General features: G+C 48.2%; 19 protein-coding genes. 14 read left to right on the top strand and 5 right to left on the bottom strand.

The features are described 5' to 3' along the window. Positions 1 to 135: 135 nt before the first annotated feature. The 14 genes from FCL45_RS16980 (at position 136) to FCL45_RS16915 (ending at position 16,745) form a co-directional block, all read left to right on the top strand. On the top strand, positions 136 to 420 hold the full coding sequence (locus FCL45_RS16980) for a UxaA family hydrolase (RefSeq protein WP_136799649.1): 285 nt from the start codon (positions 136 to 138) through the stop codon (positions 418 to 420). Between the two features lie 3 nt (positions 421 to 423). Beyond that, the gene (locus FCL45_RS16975; RefSeq protein WP_176360058.1) at positions 424 to 1,584 is read left to right on the top strand and encodes a UxaA family hydrolase; all 1,161 of its coding nucleotides are present in this window, start codon (positions 424 to 426) and stop codon (positions 1,582 to 1,584) included. A gap of 407 nt (positions 1,585 to 1,991) precedes the next feature. Then, positions 1,992 to 3,869, top strand: coding sequence for an aldehyde ferredoxin oxidoreductase family protein (locus FCL45_RS16970; RefSeq protein ID WP_136799941.1), 1,878 nt, complete (start codon positions 1,992 to 1,994; stop codon positions 3,867 to 3,869). Between the two features lie 128 nt (positions 3,870 to 3,997). Then, positions 3,998 to 4,855, top strand: a complete 858-nt coding sequence (locus tag FCL45_RS16965; protein ID WP_136799940.1) for an NAD(P)-dependent oxidoreductase — start codon at positions 3,998 to 4,000, stop codon at positions 4,853 to 4,855. Between the two features lie 135 nt (positions 4,856 to 4,990). After that, positions 4,991 to 5,971: a TRAP transporter substrate-binding protein gene (locus tag FCL45_RS16960; RefSeq protein ID WP_136799939.1), complete on the top strand. Its 981-nt coding sequence runs from the start codon at positions 4,991 to 4,993 to the stop codon at positions 5,969 to 5,971. Positions 5,972 to 6,051: 80 nt separating this feature from the next. Continuing rightward, positions 6,052 to 6,558 (top strand): TRAP transporter small permease, encoded by a 507-nt coding sequence (locus FCL45_RS16955; protein ID WP_136799938.1) that lies wholly within the window; start codon positions 6,052 to 6,054, stop codon positions 6,556 to 6,558. Positions 6,559 to 6,560: 2 nt separating this feature from the next. After that, positions 6,561 to 7,853, top strand: coding sequence for a TRAP transporter large permease (locus FCL45_RS16950; RefSeq protein ID WP_136799937.1), 1,293 nt, complete (start codon positions 6,561 to 6,563; stop codon positions 7,851 to 7,853). Between the two features lie 808 nt (positions 7,854 to 8,661). Next, positions 8,662 to 10,371, top strand: coding sequence for an FAD-dependent oxidoreductase (locus tag FCL45_RS16945; RefSeq protein ID WP_136799936.1), 1,710 nt, complete (start codon positions 8,662 to 8,664; stop codon positions 10,369 to 10,371). Between the two features lie 441 nt (positions 10,372 to 10,812). Beyond that, the gene (gene larAH5 / locus FCL45_RS16940) at positions 10,813 to 12,072 is read left to right on the top strand and encodes a nickel-dependent malate racemase, LarAH5 family (protein WP_136799935.1); all 1,260 of its coding nucleotides are present in this window, start codon (positions 10,813 to 10,815) and stop codon (positions 12,070 to 12,072) included. Between the two features lie 235 nt (positions 12,073 to 12,307). Beyond that, on the top strand, positions 12,308 to 12,592 hold the full coding sequence (locus FCL45_RS16935; RefSeq protein ID WP_136799649.1) for a UxaA family hydrolase: 285 nt from the start codon (positions 12,308 to 12,310) through the stop codon (positions 12,590 to 12,592). Between the two features lie 3 nt (positions 12,593 to 12,595). After that, positions 12,596 to 13,756, top strand: a complete 1,161-nt coding sequence (locus tag FCL45_RS16930; protein WP_176360058.1) for a UxaA family hydrolase — start codon at positions 12,596 to 12,598, stop codon at positions 13,754 to 13,756. Positions 13,757 to 14,176: 420 nt separating this feature from the next. After that, entirely contained in the window at positions 14,177 to 14,404 is a 228-nt protein-coding gene (locus tag FCL45_RS16925; RefSeq protein WP_167495919.1) for a MoaD/ThiS family protein, read from the top strand. A gap of 294 nt (positions 14,405 to 14,698) precedes the next feature. Then, positions 14,699 to 15,532 (top strand): nickel pincer cofactor biosynthesis protein LarB, encoded by an 834-nt coding sequence (gene larB / locus FCL45_RS16920; protein WP_136799783.1) that lies wholly within the window; start codon positions 14,699 to 14,701, stop codon positions 15,530 to 15,532. A gap of 202 nt (positions 15,533 to 15,734) precedes the next feature. Next, entirely contained in the window at positions 15,735 to 16,745 is a 1,011-nt protein-coding gene (locus FCL45_RS16915) for a LacI family DNA-binding transcriptional regulator (RefSeq protein ID WP_136799784.1), read from the top strand. A 405-nt stretch (positions 16,746 to 17,150) separates the two neighbouring features. Here the strand turns inward: FCL45_RS16915 and FCL45_RS16910 are convergent, their stop codons facing one another. The 5 genes from FCL45_RS16910 to FCL45_RS16890 form a co-directional block, all read right to left on the bottom strand. Continuing rightward, positions 17,151 to 18,656 (bottom strand): tripartite tricarboxylate transporter permease, encoded by a 1,506-nt coding sequence (locus tag FCL45_RS16910; protein WP_176360057.1) that lies wholly within the window; start codon positions 18,654 to 18,656, stop codon positions 17,151 to 17,153. 2 nt (positions 18,657 to 18,658) lie between these two features. Further along, positions 18,659 to 19,123, bottom strand: a complete 465-nt coding sequence (locus FCL45_RS16905; RefSeq protein ID WP_136799785.1) for a tripartite tricarboxylate transporter TctB family protein — start codon at positions 19,121 to 19,123, stop codon at positions 18,659 to 18,661. An 85-nt stretch (positions 19,124 to 19,208) separates the two neighbouring features. Beyond that, positions 19,209 to 20,156, bottom strand: coding sequence for a Bug family tripartite tricarboxylate transporter substrate binding protein (locus FCL45_RS16900; protein WP_167495920.1), 948 nt, complete (start codon positions 20,154 to 20,156; stop codon positions 19,209 to 19,211). Positions 20,157 to 20,266: 110 nt separating this feature from the next. Beyond that, positions 20,267 to 21,955, bottom strand: coding sequence for a dihydroxy-acid dehydratase (gene ilvD, locus FCL45_RS16895; RefSeq protein ID WP_136799787.1), 1,689 nt, complete (start codon positions 21,953 to 21,955; stop codon positions 20,267 to 20,269). Positions 21,956 to 22,078: 123 nt separating this feature from the next. Then, positions 22,079 to 22,990 (bottom strand): dihydrodipicolinate synthase family protein, encoded by a 912-nt coding sequence (locus FCL45_RS16890; protein ID WP_167495921.1) that lies wholly within the window; start codon positions 22,988 to 22,990, stop codon positions 22,079 to 22,081. Positions 22,991 to 23,415: the final 425 nt, after the last annotated feature.

Here is a 23,415-nt window from a genome sequence, read left to right as displayed (position 1 = left end):
TTATAAGTACGCCGCCAGCAACATAGAGGGGCGGCCTAAAATAGAAGTGAATCGAAAACCGGTAAACCGAAAAACAGAAGAGGGTTAACCCACCAACTCTCTCGATTCACACAGAAACCATTGCAGGAGACTAACATGGCAATCGATTTTTTAGTACACGAAGCCGCTGACGTGGTAGGTGTCGTAGTTGTTGAGGGTCTGAAGGCTGGCCAGGAGATCACTGGTTGGGTCATGAAGGAAGATGAGACCGTCACCATTAAGATTCTGAGCGATATTCCGATCGGACACAAAGTCGCTATGAAAGATATGGAAGTAGGCGATACCGTAATCAAGTACAACACCGATATCGGCAAGGTTGTAGCTCCAATCAAGAAAGGCGAGCACACACACGTTCACAACGTTAAAACCAAGAGGTGGTAGAAAATGGAAACTAAATTTTTAGGATATCGTCGTGAAAATGGTCGTGTTGGTGTTCGTAACCACGTAATCATCCTCCCTTTGGATGATCTTTCCAACGCAGCATCAAAAGCAGTAGAAAACAATGTAAAGGGCACCCTTGCAATTCCTCATGCATACGGTCGTCTTCAGTTCGGTAAAGATCTCGAGCTTCATTTCCGCACCCTGATCGGTGCAGGTTCCAACCCGAACGTTGCTGCTGTAATCGTTATCGGTATCGAGCCAGAGTGGACGAACCTGGTGGTAGATGGTATTGCCAAGACCGGTAAACCGGTTGCAGGTTTTGCAATTGAAAAGAACGGCGACCTGAATACCATTTGTGCAGCTTCCCGTGAAGCGAAGAACTTCCTCCAGGCAGCTTCTGAGATTCAGCGTGAAGAGTGTGACATCAGCGAGCTCTGGATATCCACCAAGTGTGGTGAGTCCGATACCACCTCCGGTATCGCAACCAACCCAACCGTTGGTAACGCTTACGATAAACTGTACGAGATGGGCAATACTCTTCTCTTCGGTGAAACCACTGAGCTTACCGGTGGCGAGCACCTGGTAGCTGCACGTTGTATAAACGACGAAGTACGTGCAGACTTCATGGCAATGTTCGACAAGTACCAGAAGGTGGTCGATGACAACAAGACCTCCGATCTGTCCGACTCTCAGCCTACCAAGGGTAACATCGAGGGTGGTCTCACCACCATCGAGGAGAAGGCGCTCGGTAACATCCAGAAGATCGGTACCAAGGCTCCAGTAGTTGGTTGTCTCGACAAAGCAGAAGCTCCTACCGGCCCAGGTCTCTGGTTCCAGGATTCCTCTTCTGCAGCAGCAGAGATGGTAACCCTCTGTGCTGCTTCCGGTTTCGTAGTACACTTCTTCCCTACCGGTCAGGGTAACATCATTGGTAACCCGCTGATTCCTGTAATCAAGCTGTGCTCCAACCCACGTACCCTCAGAACCATGGAAGAGCACTTTGATGTGGACGTATCCGGCATTGTTCGCCGCGAGATGAACATGGACGAGGCCGGCGACAAGCTTCTCGACATGATGGTTCGCACCGCAAACGGTCGTCTGACCGCTGCCGAGGCTCTGGGTCATCGTGAGTTCATCATGACCAAGCTCTACGAATCTGCATAAGCATAAGTAGTATTACGCTTACACCGCACCCGCCTGCAGGCACCCAGTCAGCAGGTGGGGTTGGGCGGTAGGTATAGTACGTATTTTGGTAAAAAAGATTCGAAAGGTAATTTCAAACAGATATCTATTGCTGAATCTTCTATTTGACCATGAGATTTTCATAATAAACTGAAAATGCAGGAAAAGTTGCCGGCAAGACAAAAAACCGGGTTTCCCTGAGGGAACGGTCTGGATGTCTGGCGAAAAGCGGTTGGAAGGGAAGGATGCATAGTGATTTTCTGTTGAATTTTAGTTTGGAAAGCAACGGAATTTAATACCAGTGCAGATGAGATGTATGGCCAATTTTTCGTAAGAAAATTTGGACGACTGTAAATGCACAAGCTTTTGCATGTTTGTGGAGGATAAAAATGCCATTTGGTTATAACGGAAAGATCCTTTATGTGGATTTGACCCATAAAAAAATTGAAATTAAAGAGCCTGGTGAGAAGTGGTACAGAACCTATATGGGTGGTACCGGAATCATCGGTGAGACTTTATTAAAAGAAATTAAACCGGATATTGATCCTCTCGGGCCTGAAAACGTAATGGTATTCACTACCAGCGTTGTAACCGGTGCACCGATTTCCGGGTTCAACCGTTTTTCTGTAGGTGCGAAGTCGCCCCTTACCGGTGGTTTTGCCGAATCTGAGGCGGCCGGTTACTTCGGACCTGAACTGAAGTTTGCAGGTTTTGACGCAGTAATCATTAAAGGTGCTGCAGATGCACCCGTTTACCTCTGGATTAACGATGGTGAGGTGGAGATCCGTGATGCTGCAGATCTCTGGGGCATGGATAACGCAGAGACTCTGACTGCTCTCGAGGAAGCGACCGACAAGAAGGTACGTGTATGCGGTATCGGTCCAGCCGGTGAGAATCTTGTATCCTATGCAGCTCTGCAGAATGATATCGAGCACTTCAATGGACGTACCGGTATGGGTGCGGTTATGGGCTCCAAGAAGCTCAAAGCCATCGCCGTACGTGGTACCGGAAAACTCGAATTCGCAAATCCGGACAAAGTAAAAGAGATCGCCCAGTGGCACCGCGAGAAGGTTAAGGTACATCCGCCCAACGTCGGCCTTACCAAGTACGGCACTCCAGGATTGACTGAGGGCGTTAACGCCGGAGGTTTCCTGCCGACCCGTAACTGGAAAGAAGGTCAGTTCGAGGGTTGGAAGACCCTTGCAGCAGAGCACTACCACGAGACCATCTTTGCCGGTCGCGGTACCTGCTGGATGTGTTCAGTTGCCTGTAAGCGTCGCGTAGAGGCCGATAGTCCTTACCCGCTGAATAAAAAATTCGGTGGTCCTGAGTTTGAGTCGATCGGAGCCCTCGGTTCCATGTGCGCTATTGCCGACATCGCTGCGGTTGCACGTGGTCACCAGCTCTGTAACCTTCTCGGTCTCGACGTTGTTTCCACCGGTGCTGTTGTTGCCTTCGCCATGGAGTGTTTTGAAAACGGCATCCTCACCGCTGAGGATTTCGAGGGACGCTCAATCGGTTTTGGTGATGCAGACGGTATGCTCTGGCTGATCGAAAAAATCGCTGCCCGTGAGGGGATCGGTGAGACCTTGAGCCTTGGTGTTAAGCGTGCTGCCGAGAAGATTGGTAATGGTGCGGAGAAGTATGCAATGCATGTCAAGGGTCAGGAGCCTGCCTTCCACGATGGTCGTGGTAAGTCCGGTATGGCTATGGGCTTCGCACTTTCTCCTACCGGTGCAGATCATATCGAGACTCCGCATGATCACGCATTTATGGGCGACGGTGTGGCAAAGCTCTTCCCGCTCGGTTTACTCGATCCGGTTGAGCCGCTGAAGACTGATGCTGCTAAGGTGCGTTTCTTTTATATCGGTCAGAAAGCATGGGGTATCAATAACCTCCTTGGTCTTTGCAACTTCTGTTCTGTGCCGATCCATGCAATGACTTTTCCGCGTCTTGTTGAAGCGGTTGAGGCAATCACCGGCTGGGAGAGCAGTCTTTTCGAGATTGTCACTGCTGTTGAGCGTGGTAACGTTATGGCCCGTATTTTCAACAACAGATGCGGATTCACCCCCGCAGACGACAAGCTCATCGAAAGATGGTATGAGAAGATGCCTGCTGGTCCGCTCAAGGATGTTGCCTTCGATAGAGACTCGTTTGCTGAGTGCATTCAGCTCTACTACGAGATGTCCGGTTGGGACAAAGAAGGTCGTCCGACCAGAGGTAAGCTTGCAGAGCTTGGTCTCTTCTGGTTGCCGGAAGCTGAATAAAAATAGTTCTACCCCACTCGGGAAACCGGTATCAGCCGGTTTCCCATCATTGAGTATGTATATCACACGGCGGTATGCTGAATCTGTGTGCCGCCAATCAATACCAAAGCATAAATAGGAGAATACCTATGTCTATCGGATTCATTGGCGCAGGCCTCATGGGTGGACCACTTTGCCGTAACCTTATCCGCGCAGGAAAGGAAGTTCTGGTTTTTGACCTGAGTGAAGAAGCTATCAACAGAACTATTGCAGCAGGAACTACCGGAAAAGCTGCCAAGTCCGTTGAGGATCTCGCAGATTGTGACATCGTATTTACCAGTTTGCCGCTGCCTCAGCATGTTCAAGGCGTAATGCTTGGTGAGGACGGTCTCCTCGCCAAGATGAAAGAAGGCGCTATTCACATCGAACTCAGCACCATCGATCCGCAGTCCTCTGTTCAATTGAGAGATGCTGCGAAAGAGAAAAACATCGGCTTCTTGCAGTGTACTCTTGGCAAAACCCCTGCCCACACTGAAAAAGCTGAAGAACCAATGTTCATTGGAGGTGATAAGGAGTTATTCGAAAAGCTTGAGGATCTGTGGCCGATCATCGGTGCTCCTGCATACTACATGGGTGGTGTGGAAGCGAGCTGTGCGATCAAATTGATCAGCAACATGGTCGGTATGTCCAACCTCGTTGTCTTAGCAGAAGGTGTTCGCGCTGGAGAGAAAGCCGGCATCGATAAAAAATTGCTTATCGAGCTGTTGCAGGATACCGGTGCAAGAAGCTTCCAGATGGATGTTCGTGGTCCATGGATTGCTGAAGGGGACTTCGAAAACCGTTTTGGTCTTGATCTGGCCCTCAAAGATGTTCGTCTCGGTTGCGAGATGGCACGTGCCTGGGATCTCAATCTGAAAGCAATGGAAGCTTCTCTTGAGATGCTTAAGAAGGCTTCTGCCGAAGGTCATGGTAAGGAAGACTGTAACGCAGTGTACAAGGCAATCTAATCAAACATTTCACGTTGTAACGTAGTATCCAAACAGCCGAAATGTTTGGGTCGCATAGCAGTTCATAGAGCGACTGAAACTGTCAAATGAGCCGCAACCCCGGTCAGGGTTGCGGTTTCTAAGGAGGGAATCAGAATGAAGCGTTTTATAGCAGTGCTTGTAGTATCGTTACTTATGTCCAGCAGTGCGGTAATGGCAAAAACCGTTATTCGTGCAGCAACAGCAAATCCCCCAGGTAGCCTGCACGCGGCAGGACTGGAAAAATTCAAGGAACTCATTGAAGAGCGGTCAAATGGAGAGATGACTGTTCAACTGTACCTTGGTGGTCAGATGGGTTCCGAGCAGGAGAACGTTAAACAGGTTGGTTCCGGCCTTCTTCAGGTTGCGGTTATGGCCTCTGGTAATGTTTCCCCTTTTAGCCCGAAGGTAGGTCTTCTGACCCTGCCATACATCTTCCCTGATATCGAAGATGCATACACCCTGTTTCGTTCAGACTTCATGGATGAAATGGCTGATGATATCGCCAAAGAAGGTAACGTTCGTCCAATGGCATGGCTTGTAGGCGGTTACCGCGTACTTACCAACTCCAAGCAGTCTATCACCAAGATCGAAGATCTCCAGGGTGTAAAGGTACGTGTACCTAAAGTTCAGACCATGCTTGCGGCCTACAAATCATGGGGTATTGAAGGACACCCAATGGCTTGGACTGAGGTATTCAACGGCTTGCAGCAGGGCGTTATCGACGGCCAGGACAACCCGCACCTCGTAAATGTCGACCAGAAATTCTGGGAAGTTCAGAAGTATATCACTGACCTTCACTACATGCTCTGGACTGGTCCAATCATCGTGAGCGAGGTTTGGTACAAGAAACTTCCCGCCGACAAGCAGGAACTCGTGAAAAAAGCTGCACAGGATGCGGCTGAGTATCAGTGGCAGTGGGTTGCTGACAAAGAAGCTGGCGCACTGGCAAAATGCCAGGAGATGGGAATGGAATTCGCAAAGCTTGAAGATGAAGAGCTTTGGATCGAAAAGGCTAAATCCATCTGGCCTCAGTTTTATGACAAAGTTGGTGGTAAAGAGTATGTCGACCAGGCACTCTCTATCATGAACAACTAAGTCGCAGTATCAAAAGGCCCGCCGCTTAACGTAGCGGGCCTTGCTGACAATTAGATTTACGATGGTGTTTAGGGGGCGTAATGAAAGGATTTGTCAAACATCTGTATGACAACTTTGAAGAGTATTTTTCGGCGAGCCTGATGGCAACCTTGATACTCTGCCTTGGAGTTCAGGTGTTTCTTCGCTATGTGTTTCATACTTCACTCTCATGGAGTGAAGAGTTGAGCCGTATCTGTTTTATTTGGACGATTTATGTCGGTATCGCTCTTGCTGCGAAACGTATGCAGCATGTAAGGGTTACCGCTTTGTATCTTATCATGCCGAAGCAAGTTCGGTTGGTAATGTGGATTCTCGTTGATGTTTGCTGGCTTGTGTTCAACATGATCTTTGCCTGGTTGGGCATTCAGATGGTACAGAATTCCTTTCAATTTGTTGAAAGAACTCCAACTCTTGAATGGGTTGCAGCCTACATCTACATGATCATTCCTTTTGGTTTTCTCCTGATGAGCTGGCGTATAGTTGAGAACTATATCAAGCTCATTAAACGCAAAGCCCTGCATGAAGTAGTGCAGCTGGGAGGACACTGATCATGAATACACTTACGCTTTTGCTGGTGACTCTTATTGCCAGCCTTGTTTTGGGAATGCCGATTTTCATGTCATTGGCAATTGCCACTTTTGGCTCGCTGATGGTTTCCGGTTTTCCATTATCAATGATTCCACAGACTCTGTACAGTGGTGTCGATAATTTCCCGCTATTGGCGATTCCATGTTTTATCGTGGCTGGCTCACTGATGGAGCATGGTGGTATCACCCGTCACATTATTAATGTGGTGAAGCGTCCTGCTGCGAATTTGTATGGCGGACTTGGTATCGCGACTATTCTCGCCTGCATGTTCTTTTCCGCTATTTCCGGTTCCGGGCCCGGTACTGTTGCCGCGGTTGGCTCACTGTTGATTCCTGCTATGATCAAGCAGGGTTATAGTAAAGAATACGCTGGCGCTGTATCATCTTCAGGCGGTTCGCTGGGAATTCTCATTCCACCCAGTAACCCGATGATCATTTACGCGGTTATCGCCAACGTTTCTGTAACCGGCATGTTTATGGCCGGTATGATCCCTGGTTTGATCATCGGCGTCTCCCAGTGTCTCGTCGCCTGGTATATCGCCCGTAAAAAGGGTTTCAAAGGTGAAGCTGGTACCTTCGAGTGGAAAGTGTTTGGAAAAGAGTGCTGGGATGCAAAATGGTCTCTGGCAACACCCCTGGTTATTCTTGGTGGTATCTATTCCGGCATCTTTACCCCGGTAGAGGCTTCCGTAGTGGCAGTTTTCTGGGGTCTTTTGGTTGGCGGCCTCATTTACCGTGAACTGAGTGGTCCGAAAATTATGACCGCACTCGTTGATGGTGTAATGATCGGTGGTACTGTGCTTGTAATCGTAGGTACCTCCACCATGTTCGGTCAGTTATTGACTCTCGAGCAGGTTCCGGTCAAGTTGGCAAGTCTCATCACTTCCATTTCAGAAAATAAATTCGTGGTCATGCTGCTCCTGGTCGGCGTTTTCTATGTTCTGGGAATGTTCATGGAGACACTTTCAACTATCATTATCCTTACACCGATTCTGCTTCCGGTGGTTGTCTCACTGGGAATCGATCCGATCCACTTCGGTGTAATCTTTGTTGTAACCAACGAAATTGCCTTCCTGACGCCGCCGCTCGGTGTAAATCTATTCGTGGCATCGAAACTATCCGGCGTTTCTTTGGAAAGACTTTCGATCAATGTATTTCCATATATTATCGCGATTACTCTTTGCGTACTGCTGCTGCTCTTCGTGCCGGCACTCAGTACCTGGCTGCCTAGATTCCTCGGCTATGGTCTGATTTAAAATCAGTAGCTGCAAATCGAGTCAGACAAGAGTTATGCTGTTATTTTAAAAAGCCTGTGCGGAATGCCGCACAGGCTTTTTGTTAGGTTTATTTATTTGGATACACAGGTTTCTGAAGTTTCTTCACAATAAAAATAAATAATGAAAATTCGACTGGTCAATGGCCAATCGGGTAAGGAAATGATACTAAACGTAAATAGCAATATATTACCGAAATGAAGTAAAACGTAAGTGTGTAAAATAACACTTACTGTTTAGGAAGTTATATTTTATTGAGTGTTTTAGTAACTAATCGAAATAACGAATATAACCTTGGTAGTTGAATTTCACAGACTGGCTTGCGGATTTCGTTGACAGGATTATATATAATAAAATCAGAGCTATGAGTGTTTGATTGTTGCTGTGGGCATAGTCATGTATTCTTTTTTGGAACAAGCTTTCTAAAAACAAACTCAATATCTCCTTGGTTGACGGGTTTTTATTGTTAATTTTTTTTATGTCTAGTATATAAGTAGTCGGCTCGGCTCTATAAAGAATAAAGATTAGTTGGTGATTTATACTCACGTTGATTTTGAAAGCATCTCTATAGTATTCAACCTTTCTGCAAATCGTAGAATTCAAAAGCAGTACTCTTCTCAGGCTATATTAAAAATAAAAGAAAATTGTATTATTCCGTAACACAGCACCGTCTGTTTACGGGAATAAGATATCTCGTCCTTGCTTAACAGGAGGGTGACTGTTTTGTATCCGCATGCCCGAAGTGGGAGGGCGGATGCTATTTTTCAATTATTTGTTGAGGATGTAAGAAGTGGATAAACATGTAATTATTATTGGAGCCGTAGCTCTTGGTCCTAAAGTCGCATGCCGTCTCAGACGTATTAATCCGGATGTGAAAATTACCGTAATCGACAGGGACAGCCATATTTCGTATGGTGGTTGTGGTATCCCTTATTATATTGGTGGTGACGTAAACGATATCGAGGGGCTACAGTCTACTCAGTCACACACAATTCGTGACGCTCATTTTTTCAAAGCAGTTAAGGGTGTTGATGTCCTAACCCGTGTAGAGGCAACTGAGATTGACCGTCGCGGCAAGAAACTCACAGTGAAGAATCTTGACACTGGTGTAGAAAAGGTACTGGATTACGACAAACTGGTAATTGCGACCGGTGCAACACCAATCAAGCCGCCAATCCCCGGTATCGATCTGCCAACCGTAAACATCGTTTCAAACCTGCACCACGCTGAAGAGATCAAGGGTCGTATGACCAAAGGCCAGGTCGGTAAAGCTGTAGTTATCGGTGCTGGTGCAATTGGTATCGAAATGGCTGAGGCCATGACCGACCTTTGGGGAATTGAGACTACCCTGGTGGAGATGGCTGATCAGGTTCTGCCTGCTGCTCTTGGCAGGAATATGGCTGCGGTTGTCCAGAAACAGATGGAGGAGCACGGCGTACGTGTATTAGTTTCCGAGCGGGTTACAGAGATCAAGGAGAACAAGGAAAACGGTACCACAGTTGTTGTGCTTGGCAACGAAGAGATTGAATGCGACATGGTCGTTCTCTCAACCGGCATTCGGCCCAATACCCAGTTTGCTTCTGAAGCTGGTCTGGCTATTGGCCAGTTTGGCGGCCTGATTGTCGACAGGCGCCTCAGAACCAACGATCCAAACATCTATGCAGGCGGCGACTGCGTCGAGGTACGTAACCTGTTGAGCGGTAATAACCAGATGATGCCCCTCGGGTCTCTTGCGAATCGTCAAGGCCGGGTTATCGCCGATAACATTAACGGCGGTCATGCCTTGTTCAGAGGTACTGTAGGAACGTTCTGCATCAAAGTATTCGATATGGGTGTTGCCACATCAGGCCTCACCTTCAACCAGGCAAAGGCTGCTGGTTTCAATCCTGCCATGTCTTTAATTACTCAGGCTGACAGAGCTCACTTCTACCCGACATCCAAGGCGATGTACGCAGCATTGATCGCAGATCGTAACTCCCGCCAGGTACTCGGTATCGAGTGTGTTGGTGCCATGGGTGACGCTGTGAAGGCCCGCGTTGATGCTGTTGCTTCAGTTCTTCGCTTTGGTGTAGATGTCGATGATATTTCTAAGATCGAGGGTGGTTACGCGCCTCCGTACGCATCTGCTATGGATGTTGTGAATAATGTTGGTAACGTTCTCGACAATATTCTCGATGGTCGTAACATTGTAACCGAACCTGTTCAGTTCCTTGAAGAATGGAACGGTAACCCGGATTCAATGATCCTTGATGTACGTGATGCTGTTCAGGCTGAACCATACCTTGAAAAATATGGTGAGCGTTGGCTGCACATTCCACAGTCCGAATTGGGCATGCGCTTTGGTGAAGTTCCGCAGGACAAGAAAGTATTCATTGTTTGTGATACCGGTACCCGTTCATACGAAGGGCAGATAGTCCTGAGGTCTAAAGGCATAGAGAATACCTTTAACGTACAGGGTGGCTTGTCTCTGGTTAAGATAAATGATCCAAATTTCATTTAGTAGCACCTTTTTAGAAGATAACTGAAAAAGCCCCCTCCCATGAAATATGGGAGGGGGCTTTTTCAGTGGCAGATCGTTGAAGACGCAACAAGATAAGATTTCGAAAAAGCAAATAAAAATAGAAAACTGAGTTTCAGGAAATGGGTGCTGACCGAGACTGACACGATTTTTATGTGCAATCCGACCTTCGGGCACGGGCGCAGATCCAGGAAGTTGGCAGGCGTAAGTAACCAGTTCTCTATGGAAAACTCGAATGCTACAATGTGGGGTGCCGAAAATCCGGCGCCCATAATTGGGCGAGGTGCCAGGTATTGGGCAGGGGAATCGTGTCGGCAATGTATGTGTTTTTTGAAATATGACGTAAAAACAGGTGAATGTGGTTTTTTTGTAAAGTGGCCCGCTGTTTGCTTTATGTATTACGCATGACGCAAGAGGTGATCGATGAAGCTTGAATTGAAGTACGGTGAGGGGTTCGTAGAAGTACGGATTCCGGATACTGCAGAGATACACGTTTTAGAGCCAAAAAAAATAGCGCCGGTTCAATCTGTAACAGATTCACTGAAACACGCTCTTCTTGAGCCAGAAAAGGGTGATGCAGAATTTTTCAGTGGCCTTGAAAAAAGTCGAACCGTAGCAATCGCAGTACCTGACGAGGCGAGACCGTTGCCTTTAAAGACGGTGCTGCCTCAATTGCTGAAATGGTTGTTTGCAAAAGCACCTGATCTTAACCCAGAACAGGTGATCATAGTAATAGGCGGAGTTCAACCGCTTCAGGGAAGTGAAACTCCTGAACAATTGATCTCGGTCGAGATGGCATGTGGTTGCAGGGTTATTACCCATGACGCAACAAGCAGCCCGATAGTGAGCTACGGTTACACTAAACGGGGAACTCCGGTTCATATCAACGCGTTATTTGCATCTGCGGATTATAAGATCGTGGTCGGACAGATCGATCCCCACCAGTTTGTCGGATTTACCGGAGCTGCAAAAGGCGCTGTGATCGGCTGTGGAGGCGAGGCAACCAGGGCACACAATCATAGCCTGATGTTTGATGAGCAGGTCAACGTAGGTGTGCTTGATGGAAACCCGGTGCATGAAGATCTCGCAGAAGCAGGGGAGATGGTAGGGATTGACTTAGCTGTCAACTTTATTCTCTCGCCGGAGCGTGAGGTGGTAACTGTTCTTGCCGGAGAACCGGATAAGACACTTAAGGCTGGCGCCAAGGTTTGTGCGGAAGTCTATGGGGTCGGCATAAAAGACAAGTTCGATATCGTTATTGCAAGTTGCGGAGGGTATCCGCGCGATATTTGTCTCTGCCAGGCCCAGAAAGGCTTAAACCTGGCGTCAAGAGCAGTAAAAGAGGGCGGTAATATCCTGTTGTTAGCTAAGTCCTCCCAGGGAATTGGAGATGATATCTTTTTTGATTATGTCTCCCAGGATACTACTCCCGAAGAAATTCTTGCCGCTTTCAAAATGCAGGGAAGAAACATGGGCGCTCATACGGCATATGTGTTCGGGCGTACATTGAATCAGTTTGATGTAGCGATTACCAGTGAGTTAGATCCGGCCATATTGCAGAAGTGTCATTTACGCGCTGCTGCTCCGACCGGGGTAATACAGGAGTGGGTGGATGGTTTTCCAGGTACTCCGAAAGTGGGGGTAATACTGGATGCCAATACTCTCTACTTCTACGATCAGTGAGCTGTGGCAGGCCGATTGGCTATCACACACACAGGTCAAGATCTTACTGATAGCATCACAATAGAATCATTCGGCAGATGTTTGAGCCGATGATGAAATTATCGCTGATCCTGAGAATATTCTATTCCAGACAGCACTTTTCTTGAGGTGAATCGAAACCGATTATGGTTGAAATTGTTGTGGCTGGTATAGCCGCAACAGACGATTCGTAAATAAACCATTGTAGGAGACTAACATGGCTATCGATTTTTTAGTACACGAAGCCGCTGACGTGGTAGGTGTCGTAGTTGTTGAGGGTCTGAAGGCTGGCCAGGAGATCACTGGTTGGGTCATGAAGGAAGATGAGACCGTCACCATTAAGATTCTGAGCGATATTCCGATCGGACACAAAGTCGCTATGAAAGATATGGAAGTAGGCGATACCGTAATCAAGTACAACACCGATATCGGCAAGGTTGTAGCTCCAATCAAGAAAGGCGAGCACACACACGTTCACAACGTTAAAACCAAGAGGTGGTAGAAAATGGAAACTAAATTTTTAGGATATCGTCGTGAAAATGGTCGTGTTGGTGTTCGTAACCACGTAATCATCCTCCCTTTGGATGATCTCTCCAACGCAGCATCAAAAGCAGTAGAAAACAATGTAAAGGGCACCCTTGCAATTCCTCATGCATACGGTCGTCTTCAGTTCGGTAAAGATCTCGAGCTTCATTTCCGTACCCTGATCGGTGCAGGTTCCAACCCGAACGTTGCTGCTGTAATCGTTATCGGTATCGAGCCAGAGTGGACGAATCTGGTGGTAGATGGTATTGCCAAGACCGGTAAACCGGTTGCAGGTTTTGCAATTGAGAAGAACGGCGACCTGAATACCATTTGTGCAGCTTCCCGTGAAGCGAAGAACTTCCTCCAGGCAGCTTCTGAGATTCAGCGTGAAGAGTGTGACATCAGTGAGCTCTGGATATCCACCAAATGTGGTGAGTCCGATACCACCTCCGGTATCGCAACCAACCCAACCGTTGGTAACGCTTACGATAAACTGTACGAGATGGGCAACACTCTTCTCTTCGGTGAAACCACTGAGCTTACCGGTGGCGAGCACCTGGTAGCTGCACGTTGTATAAACGACGAAGTACGTGCAGACTTCATGGCAATGTTCGACAAGTACCAGAAGGTGGTCGATGACAACAAGACCTCCGATCTGTCCGACTCTCAGCCTACCAAGGGTAACATCGAGGGTGGTCTCACCACCATCGAGGAGAAGGCGCTCGGTAACATCCAGAAGATCGGTACCAAGGCTCCAGTAGTTGGTTGTCTCGACAAAGCAGAAGCTCCTACCGGCCCAGGTCTCTGGTTCCAGGATTCCTCTTCTGCAGCAGCAGAGATGGTAACCCTCTGTGCTGCTTCCGGTTTCGTAGTACACTTCTTCCCTACCGGTCAGGGTAACATCATTGGTAACCCGCTGATTCCTGTAATCAAGCTGTGCTCCAACCCACGTACCCTCAGAACCATGGAAGAGCACTTTGATGTGGACGTATCCGGCATTGTTCGCCGCGAGATGAACATGGACGAGGCCGGCGACAAGCTTCTCGACATGATGGTTCGCACCGCAAACGGTCGTCTGACCGCTGCCGAGGCTCTGGGTCATCGTGAGTTCATCATGACCAAGCTCTACGAGTCTGCATAAGTAGAGATAGTATTACGCTTACACCTCTCTTCTTTCAGCCGGTCCGTCTGTTCTTGACGGGTCGGCTGAAAGTGTTTTAACTTATCCCGATTTTCTTCTTGTTTTCAAATCATCTCGAATCCCTTTAACGACACGGTTCCCACGATATTAAATTGATAAAAATATAGAATAATCCTGGCGATAATCTATTGCCATATAGCAGATCAATTGAGTATATTGTCATTCTGTTCAGTTGGAGTATTCGGTTGTATTATTTCTTACTTCGGGCAAATGAGTAAAAGAATTCCTCTCAATAAGAGTCGCAATTTAATGCAGATTGAGCTGCTCCTTTTGAGTAATGCATAATGCGCTCAATACTATTGAAGCAATTACCTTGTTTTATGAAGTAATCGGGTCTTTATCGGTACACAGGAGGTAGCTGTGATACAAGTTGACGTTTGTCTGATTTCCATTCTGCAGAACAATCGGTTTCATGAGAAGACTCTTTCATTGGAGGAGCCGGCTAATATTCAATCGCTACTGGCGCTGATTGAAATTAAGGATCATGAAGTTGAAGGTATATATGTGAATAGGCGAAGTAGCACCTTTGAGCAGGAGTTAGCTGATGGTGACAGGGTAACGTTCATGCCTGCGATTGGCGGCGGTTGATTCAAATGATTTCACTAGAGTTTTTAATCCCGGCAGAAGAATATCGCTTCTGTCGGGATTTTTTCGTTTGCAACAACAAGGATCGGGGTAATATATGAAAAAAACAGCCCATTTCCCTAAGATAATGATTACACTCTGGGGAGATTTTGTTTTCCGGTAACGGGACGTTCCAGGTTAGAAAAGTTTTTTCCGAGCTTCCTGGTTGACGAGTATGATTACGCCACCCTTACACTTCTCAGGTTTGATATATCTGGCAAAGGTTTGTCGGTGAAAAAGAGGGGAATTACCCACGATATGTACGAAAAAACAATTCAGGATATTCTTAAAAAAGTTCAGAACGGCACTATAGAGATTGATGCCGCTATGGGGGAACTTAAACATCTTCCTTACGAAGATCTTGGGTTCGCCAACATAGATCATCATCGGCATTTACGTACGGGCTATCCTGAGGTGATTTATGGCCAGGGGAAAACGATTGAACAGTTCGAGGCTATTGTAAAAGTGCTTTTGTCAAAAGGCGTAAATGTTCTCGCAACCAGGGTAACCAGTGAAATGTATGAGGCGACAGCCTCTCTTCATGATGATGTAATTTACAGTGAATCAGCCAGAGTACTCATCTACAGACAGCAACCTTATCAAAAGTCAAAGTCAAAATTGCTGATTGCCACAGGCGGCACCTCTGATGTGCCCGTTGCCGAAGAGGCTGCGCTCACAGCGGAAGTTCTCGGTTGCCAGGTAATTCGCCTGTATGACGTGGGAGTAGCCGGTATACACCGTCTACTTGCCAGACGAACCTTGCTTGATGAGGCAAGTGTAATAATTGCGGTGGCCGGAATGGAAGGGGCCTTGCCAAGTGTGGTTGGCGGTCTTGTCGATTGTCCTGTTATCGCCGTGCCAACCTCAATCGGCTATGGTGCCCATTTTGATGGGTTGGCGTCGTTGCTTGCCATGTTGAACAGTTGTGCCAGCGGTATAGGTGTCGTAAACATCGACAATGGCTTTGGTGCAGGCTATCTGGCATCATCCATCATTCGCCAGATTGAGCGCGGTGAAAAAAAGAGTTCATCAATACCTGATGAAAGCAGTTGTATGGGTGCACATCGTTCCACCGGCGGTTGCAGAGGTTAAGTCTCTCCTACAGGGGCAAGTTTTTCGAGCCTGTAAAATGTCCTATATTTCCGATAAGTTGATTTTCTGCATAAATCAGAGTAAACCCCATACGACAAAAGACGCACAATGTGCTCTTTGGTGCTGGCCGGGAGCTGTGATCAGGTTGCAGAGCAAGGTAATTCAAAACTAGAGATCGTATTATTCAACTTGAGTTGAGATTGTGACAACAAAGTTAAATCGTGCCACTATTCTAGATGTGGCGAAGAAGGCTGGTGTAAGCCATACCACTGTATCAAGGGTCATCCGGAGCCCCAATAAAGTGTCTAATACACTTACGGAACGGGTACATGCCGCGATGCGTGCGCTTGATTATCAACCGAATATCATAGCCGGTGCACTGGTTTCATCGTATACGCCAATTGTGCCGGTGATAATGCCGCAACTTGGCAATGCTGTTTTCAGCGATCTTATTCACGAAATTACTGATACACTTGGCGCAAACGGTTATCAGGTACTTCTGGGGAGTACATTTTACAGCCAGGATCAGGAGGACAAGCTGATTCATACCTTTCTCGGCTGGTCCCCAGCCGGTATGATCCTCGCCGGAGCGAGCTTGTCGGAACAGGCAAGGGAATGGCTGACGAGTGCTAATATTCCTGTGGCTCAGGTCATCGGTCAGCAGGATAAGCCTATCAATATCGCAGTAGATTGCGATCATAGACAGGCGGGCTATGAGCTCGCCTGTCATCTTATCAAAAAAGGTTACAGAAAGTTTGCCTTTGCCGGAACCAGGCTGGAACATGATCTCCGGGCGCGGATGCGTCTGGAAGGGATGCAGAAAGCTGTAAAAGAGATGGGGGTAGGCGAACCTGTACTCATTTCCGGTGGACAGGAAAGAACAAGCTATGCAGTAGGAAGGGCGCTCGCCGAGCAGGCACTGGCTAAAGGCGACAAGGTCGATATCATTTACGCAGCCAGCGATATACTCGCAGTTGGCGCCATGATGGAAATCCAATCCAGGGGATTGATATTTGGTGATGATATCGGTGTCAGTGGTTTTGGTGGACTTGAAATCGCCAAGGCAATTTATCCGAAACTCACTACGGTAGAAGCACGATTTGGCTATATGGGAAAACGTGCCGCCGAGTTACTGATGACCCAGATTGGCCGTAAACCTGTAGCTGTGCATGAGGATGTGGGTTTTACCATCATAGATGGCGGGAGTGCCTGATTAACCCACCTTTCCCATGACCTTTTAAAATTGAAGCTCAAATGGTTGGCAACACTGAATCGCTTGAATCGTTTAAAAATCAGAGTGCTTTTCGTTTCAAGTCAAAAAAGGTCACCCTGTGGGTCAAGAGAGTCGCAGAGCCTTCGTTACAGGCCATGGGCGGTAACTTATTACAGCTCCACGGCTAGTGTCTTGATCTGCGAAAAACTTTCTTGATGAGAAATTCGGGCTAGAACCTGACAATGAGTGTTTCTCAACGCAGATCTGTCTTGAAAATAAAAAAGCCACCAATCAGAAATTTCTGATTGGTGGCTTTTTTATTTTTGATCTCAGAGAGCTGGAAGATAGGTGGTCTGTTTATATGGTGGGGACAGACCGCCTGGGGGATGTTATTCTTCCAGGCGATTAAGCGTCTGAAGCTGTTCTCTGTTCTCGTACTTTTCTGATCAGCGGCCAGAACAGCATGAGAGCTGTGAGGCCAAAAAAGAACAAGGCGATCGGATGATTGAAACTGAAGAATGTAGCGAAGTTGTCGTTGGTTACGATCAACCCCTGTCGGAGACTGAGCTCGAATTGTGGTCCGAGAACAAGGCCGATGACCAGGGCAGCAACAGGAATACCGAAGATTCTCATGAAAAATCCGAGAATGCCGGCTCCGAGCATTACCCAGAGGTCAATCACCATTGAGTTCACGGTATAGGTACCGACAATGCAGAACAGCGAAACACATGCGAGCAAGAGAGCTTCAGGAGTTCGTAACAGTCTGGAGAAGCCTTTCGCACTCGCCCAACCTGCGAGCGGCAGCATGAGATTTGCCATAATGAGGGCGATGAATGCACAGTATACTGTTACCGGGTTTTCGGCCATTAACCGAACACCGGGAGTGATTCCCTTAATAGTAAGGGTTGCCAGCATTACTGCGGTAACTGCATCACCTGGAATACCAAGCGCAAGACTCGGTATAAGCGCACCACCGGTCACGGCGTTGTTTGATGACTCAGCGGCTACGATTCCATCAGGCTCACCTTTCCCCATGTTCTCTTTACGGGGAGAGCTTCGCTTTGCTTCTGCATAACTTAAAAATGCAGCGGTTGCAGCCCCTGTACCGGGAAGAATTCCGATACCGGTCCCCATGAGGGCCGATTTCACAATCAGTCCCAGCCGAATTTTAATGTCTGCCCATTTCGGATAGCGGAGGCCTTTGTTCATGACGACGCCGCCACCACCAGCTTTGCCCATTTTGTATATTCTGTTGAATACTTCGGAGAGGGCAAAGATACCGACAACAATCGGAATAAGGTCGAAGCCGCCGGCGATCTGGAAAAACCCAAAGGTGAATCTGCTGCCAGGAACGATTGGGTCCGGGCCGACTGTGGCAATCATAAGACCGAGAATAGCAGCGAACATACCCTTGATCATGCTTCCTCGGGAAATACTCGATACGCAGGCAAGTCCTAGAGTGATCAGGGCAAAAGTTTCAATTGGGCCAAAACGTATCGCAAAAGCTGCCAGTTGTGGCGTTGCCAGAATAAGAATTACACAGGCAATAAGACCGCCAATAACCGAAGCCATGGTGACCCAGCCGAGTGCGAGATCGGCTTTGCCCTGACGAGCCATCGGATATCCGTCAAGGCAGGTAGCAGCGGATTGCGGTGTACCTGGAGTGTTAATAATGATTGCTGAAAGGGAACCACCGTAAACGGAGCCCGCATAGGTGGCGAGTAGCATGCTGATCGCAGGGATCTGGTCCATGGCGAAGGTAAATGGTAACAGCATTGTAATAGCCAGTACCGAGCCGAGACCGGGCAGCGCGCCCACCACGACTCCCCACATCAACCCCATGAGCACAGCGGCCATATTTTGCCAGCTCAAAGCCTCTACAGCAGCTTGTTGTATAAATGAGAAGTCCATGCTTAGATCCAAGTAAACCAGATTGAGCGGGGAAGTGGCAGGCGCATGATTCCTTCAAACACATACCAGGTTCCCAGCGGGAAAAGAATTCCTGTTATCATGAGTGACACAGGTTTGCGCCATCCAAGGAGCAGACTTGTGAGCAAAAAGAACGGGATCGCTGTCAGAACGAAACCGGCGTAATCCAGCATAAGTATGCCTGCGGCTGTTAAGCCGCCAAAAGCGAGTACAGTTTTTGTATTGAAGACTTCATCGCTTTCTCTCTTAGGACTTTGCAGGATACCCTCGACGATAAGTCCGATGGACAACAGGCACCAGCCGACCAGTAGAATCCTCGGGTAAAACATCATCCCGTATTTAATATCTATCTGTCCAAGTGCATACTGCGCATCATATGTGTGCCAGAGCAGGAAACTTCCCATTACAAGAAGAACTACCCCGAGTGCAGTTTGTTTATGTTGTTTCATCTGTCACCTCATATATGCCCAGCTGACATGCATAACCCGGCTTGCGGCCGGGTTATGCATCGTAGGATCTCAGCCTGGCATAATTTTATTTCTTCAGGCCAGCAGACTCGAGGATACCGCCAATTACCTCGGATTCGCTCTCGACGAATGCCTTGAACTCCTGGGAGTCCATGTAGCGGATATCTGTTTTGAGATTGTCCATGAACTTCTGGAACTCAGCGCTCTCGCTGACTTTCTTGGTAGCTGCTGCGAGTACATCGACAACTTCCTGCGGAGTTCCCTTCGGAGCAACGAGACCACCCCAGACGTGGAACTTCAGATCAACGCCCTGCTCTTTCATGGTAGGGAGTTCAGGATACGCCTGAAGGCGTTCGTCAGAGTAGACACCGAGGCCTTTTACTGCGTAACGCTCAAGCAGTGGTGGGGTGTCGCTGAAAAAATGGATAACGCCACCAGCAAGAGATTTCATAGCTGGCCCGGTACCGCTGTCAGGGATGTGACGAGCTTCAATCCCGAGTGCCTGCATGGTCGCAACCTGGGCAATATGTGGAGTGGTGCCTGGTCCGGAGGAACCGTATACATACTTGTTCGGGTTGCTCTTACCATCTTCGGCGATATCAGCGATGGAGTTCCAAGGTGCCTTTTCATCTACCAGGAATACCAGCGGGGTGAGGTAAATATTGGCGATGTACTCCCAGGAATCAAGTCCGTATGGAAGCTTGTTCAAGTGCGGCTGGGTAGCCATCGGGCCGATCGGGATAAGGCCGATGGTGTAACCGTCTTTTCTGGCATTTGCAACCTGGGCAGTGCCAACAGTGCCGGAAGCACCGGAGGTGTTTCTGATCATAATGGTCTGGTCGAGTTCCTGGCTCAGGAGCTCGGCGAAACCACGGGCGAGAGTGTCAGTGCCGCCGCCAGCGCCAAATGGAACCACCATGGTGATGGTGCGCTTAGGGTAGGCGTGAGCGGTACTGAACACGGCCACCAGGAGTACTGCAAGGAGGGCGGAAAAAAGATTTTTACTCAATTTCATTTTGTCCTCTTTGGATTGTAATAGCTTTACACAATGAGTTTTTAGAAGAATAACCATTTTCTCTAATCATCAAAAAAAAATGAAATAAAATAGTTACCTCGAAATGGCTTCTAGCGCAGGATAGCTCCAAGATGAGCAGAACCTACATTACGGGCGTATCTGCCCAACACACCTTTTTCCGCATTTTGGACCTTGAGTGGTGGAGCCACACAAGCCTTGAGACGTTCTTCAATCTGCTCAGGAGTCAGGTCAACATTAAGGGTGCGTTTGGGAATATCTATGTGAATCATGTCACCATCGACAATTGCTGCAATGGGGCCATCTGCGGCAGCTTCTGGTGAAATGTGTCCAATGCATGGGCCGCGTGTTGCTCCGGAAAAGCGACCATCGGTAACAAGAGCGACAGAATCACTCAGGCCGACGCCGACCAGGGCACCGGTAGCGGTAAGCATTTCGCGCATGCCAGGGCCGCCTTTCGGACCCTCGTAGCGGATAACGATAACATCGCCGGGGGTGATCTGACCTGATAGAATTGCTTCGATGGTTTCCTCTTCTGAAGTAAAACAGCGGGCCGGGCCAGAGTGCACCATCATGGACTCGGCTACACCGCTTTGCTTCACAACACTACCCAGTGGTGCCAGGTTGCCTTTCAGTACTGCCAGGCTGCCTTGTGGGGAGTACGCGCGATCAATAGAACGAATTACTTCACTGTTGCTGTTGATTGCTTTGGCAAATCTCTCTGCCAGGGTCTGGCCCAGAACATCTTTGACCCCGGTATTGAGTTTGCTTCCCAACTCTTTCATCACCGCCTGAATACCTCCGGCATCGTCGAGATCCAACAGGGTATGTGAGCCTGAAGGTTTGACTTTGGCGAGGTATGGTGTTTCGCTACTGATTCTGTCAATCTCTTCGAGAGTCAGGTTCATCCCGGCCTCATGGGCGATGGCAGGCATGTGCAAGGTCAGGTTGGTAGACCCGCCAACTGCAAGAAGGGTTTTGAGACAGTTATCGAATGATTCCTTGGTAACGAAATCGAGGGGTTTGGTATCTTCTTCGACCAGTTTGACAACAAGCTTTCCGCTTGTTTTTGCGTCCCGGAGCTTCTGGCCCATTACCGCATGAACGGTGGCGGTGCCAGGCAGGGTGACGCCAAGGGCTTCCGCTGCAACAGACATGGAGTTCGCGGTGCCCATCATTGCACAGGAGCCAGGACCGGGAGAGAGACGGTCCTCCCTCAGCAGAAACTCATCTTTGTCGATTTCGCCTTTTTTCAGACGTCCCGCCGCTTCCTTCAACTCGTAGGTAGCACAGAGGCGTCCGTCGTGACGGCCAGGCAGCATTGGGCCACCGGTTACCATAACACTTGGCAAGTTCAGCCGCATCATGGCCATCAGCATTGCAGGTACGATTTTATCGCAACCGGCAACAAATACAAGCCCGTCAAGTCGCTGAGCCTCGGCGGTGATTTCTATGGAGTCAGCGATATGTTCACGGCTTGGCAGTACATAACACATCCCTTCGTTGCCCTGGGAAAAGCTATCACAAAGGGCTAAACAGCCAAATTCGAATGGGATGCCCCCGGCCTGGTGGACACCGTCTCGAATTCTGTCTACGAGACGGCGGAAGTGGATGTGGCCGGGGTGCATCTCATTGAACGAATTTACGATGCCAATGAAAGGTTTGCCCAAATCGTCAGTATCTGCGCCCATGCCTTTAAGGTGAGCTCTGGGACCACCCATGGTGATACCATTGACGACAGCGGCACTGCGGTATTTAGGGTCTTTATATATAAAATCCATTGTGTTTACTCCGGGTAATAACAGGGTTTATCTCAACAATAATCTTCATGGTGACCCAGGGGGGAATGTAAAACAAAGGGGGTGGGGCCACCATGAAGATCAATTGACAGTTTTTTCTGTAGATTACTCGTTGATTGGGGCAGTAAGAGTGTATGAAAATTCCTTCTCAAGAGCCCTGACTGCGATGGCAAACTGTTCGAATTCGCTTCCCTTGAGCTGCCTCATAGGGAAGTGTACGAGAGGAGAATTGAAACCTCGCATTACAAGACCAGCTTTACGGATCGGCAATCCGGGCGCTTTTCCGAAAAGCAGGCGTAACCGGCTTGCCAGCAACTGGAGTTCGCGGGCACGTTCGAGGTTGCCTGCTTCATACTCTTTCTTGATGTCAACCATTACCTCAGGGAAGCAGGCCGCGGTTGCAGTAACGCAACCGGCTCCGCCCATTACCAGAGCGGCAAGGAGCATGGCGTCAGAACCCATGAATACCGTAGCGTTTTTGCCGAGAATGTCAGTGTAGTCAACGTATCTGGTGTAGTCCTGAGAGGTATCTTTTACGCCGACTATGTTGCTGTGGGCGTCCATGAGGCGCTTAACCAGCACAGGTGGCAGATCGTTCTTTGCGGCAGCAGGGAAGTTGTAAAGATAAACCGGAGTGTCACCGGCTTTTACCGCAAGCTGAGAGAAGTATGCAAAAAGCGCATCCCGATCGTATGGGTAATAAAATGGGGGAACTGCTGCAACGGCATCAGCACCGAGAGCAGCAGCGTGCTCCGTGAGTTCAAAAGCCTCTTCAGGCAGGAGAGCACCGGTGTGTATTATAAGAGGCAGGCGACTATCGAGCGCTTTCTTGTACATTTCGGCAGCCTGTTTTCTGGTTGCAACATCCATAGTCGCGAATTCACCAGTTGAGCCAATGATGAAAAGGCCGTCTACTCCGGCTTTTACCTGAAAATCGCAGTATGCCTTTGTTGCCTCAGCATCAAGTACGCCATTAGCATCCCAAAATGTGAAACCTGCTGTAATTATTCCTTTCACTGTAGTGTCCTTCAATTTGGTTAAATGGTACTACTTCTTATCTGTGAGCATTTTTGAAACCAAGGTTTATTTTTCTGGCCGAAAGTAGGAAGCGGCTGTTGTTTCAAAATGTTCACGTGAACATTAGCCCATTGTTACCTTAAGACTTTGTTAAGGTCAATAAAAATGTTCACGTTAACATGTAAGAAACGTGCTCGAGTATTGCGGTTTTGTGAAACGTAAAACACGGTAAAAAAGGGTGATGAGAGATGAATTGAGTAGTATTACATTTCTGTAATGTGCTGATTCAATATGAAAAAATATGCGTGTGCTAGTGTTGGGAAATGGTCTGAAAATTTTCAGGCGGATTGTTGCTGACGTACAATCAGGATGTTACAGAAAGCACATTGGCCGAAAAAGCTTTCAATTCAGGCAGGGTGAGGAAA

The organism is Desulfosediminicola ganghwensis (assembly GCF_005116675.2).
Classification (GTDB): domain Bacteria; phylum Desulfobacterota; class Desulfobulbia; order Desulfobulbales; family Desulfocapsaceae; genus Desulfopila; species Desulfopila ganghwensis.
This window is presented reverse-complemented; position numbering and strand designations above follow the sequence as displayed.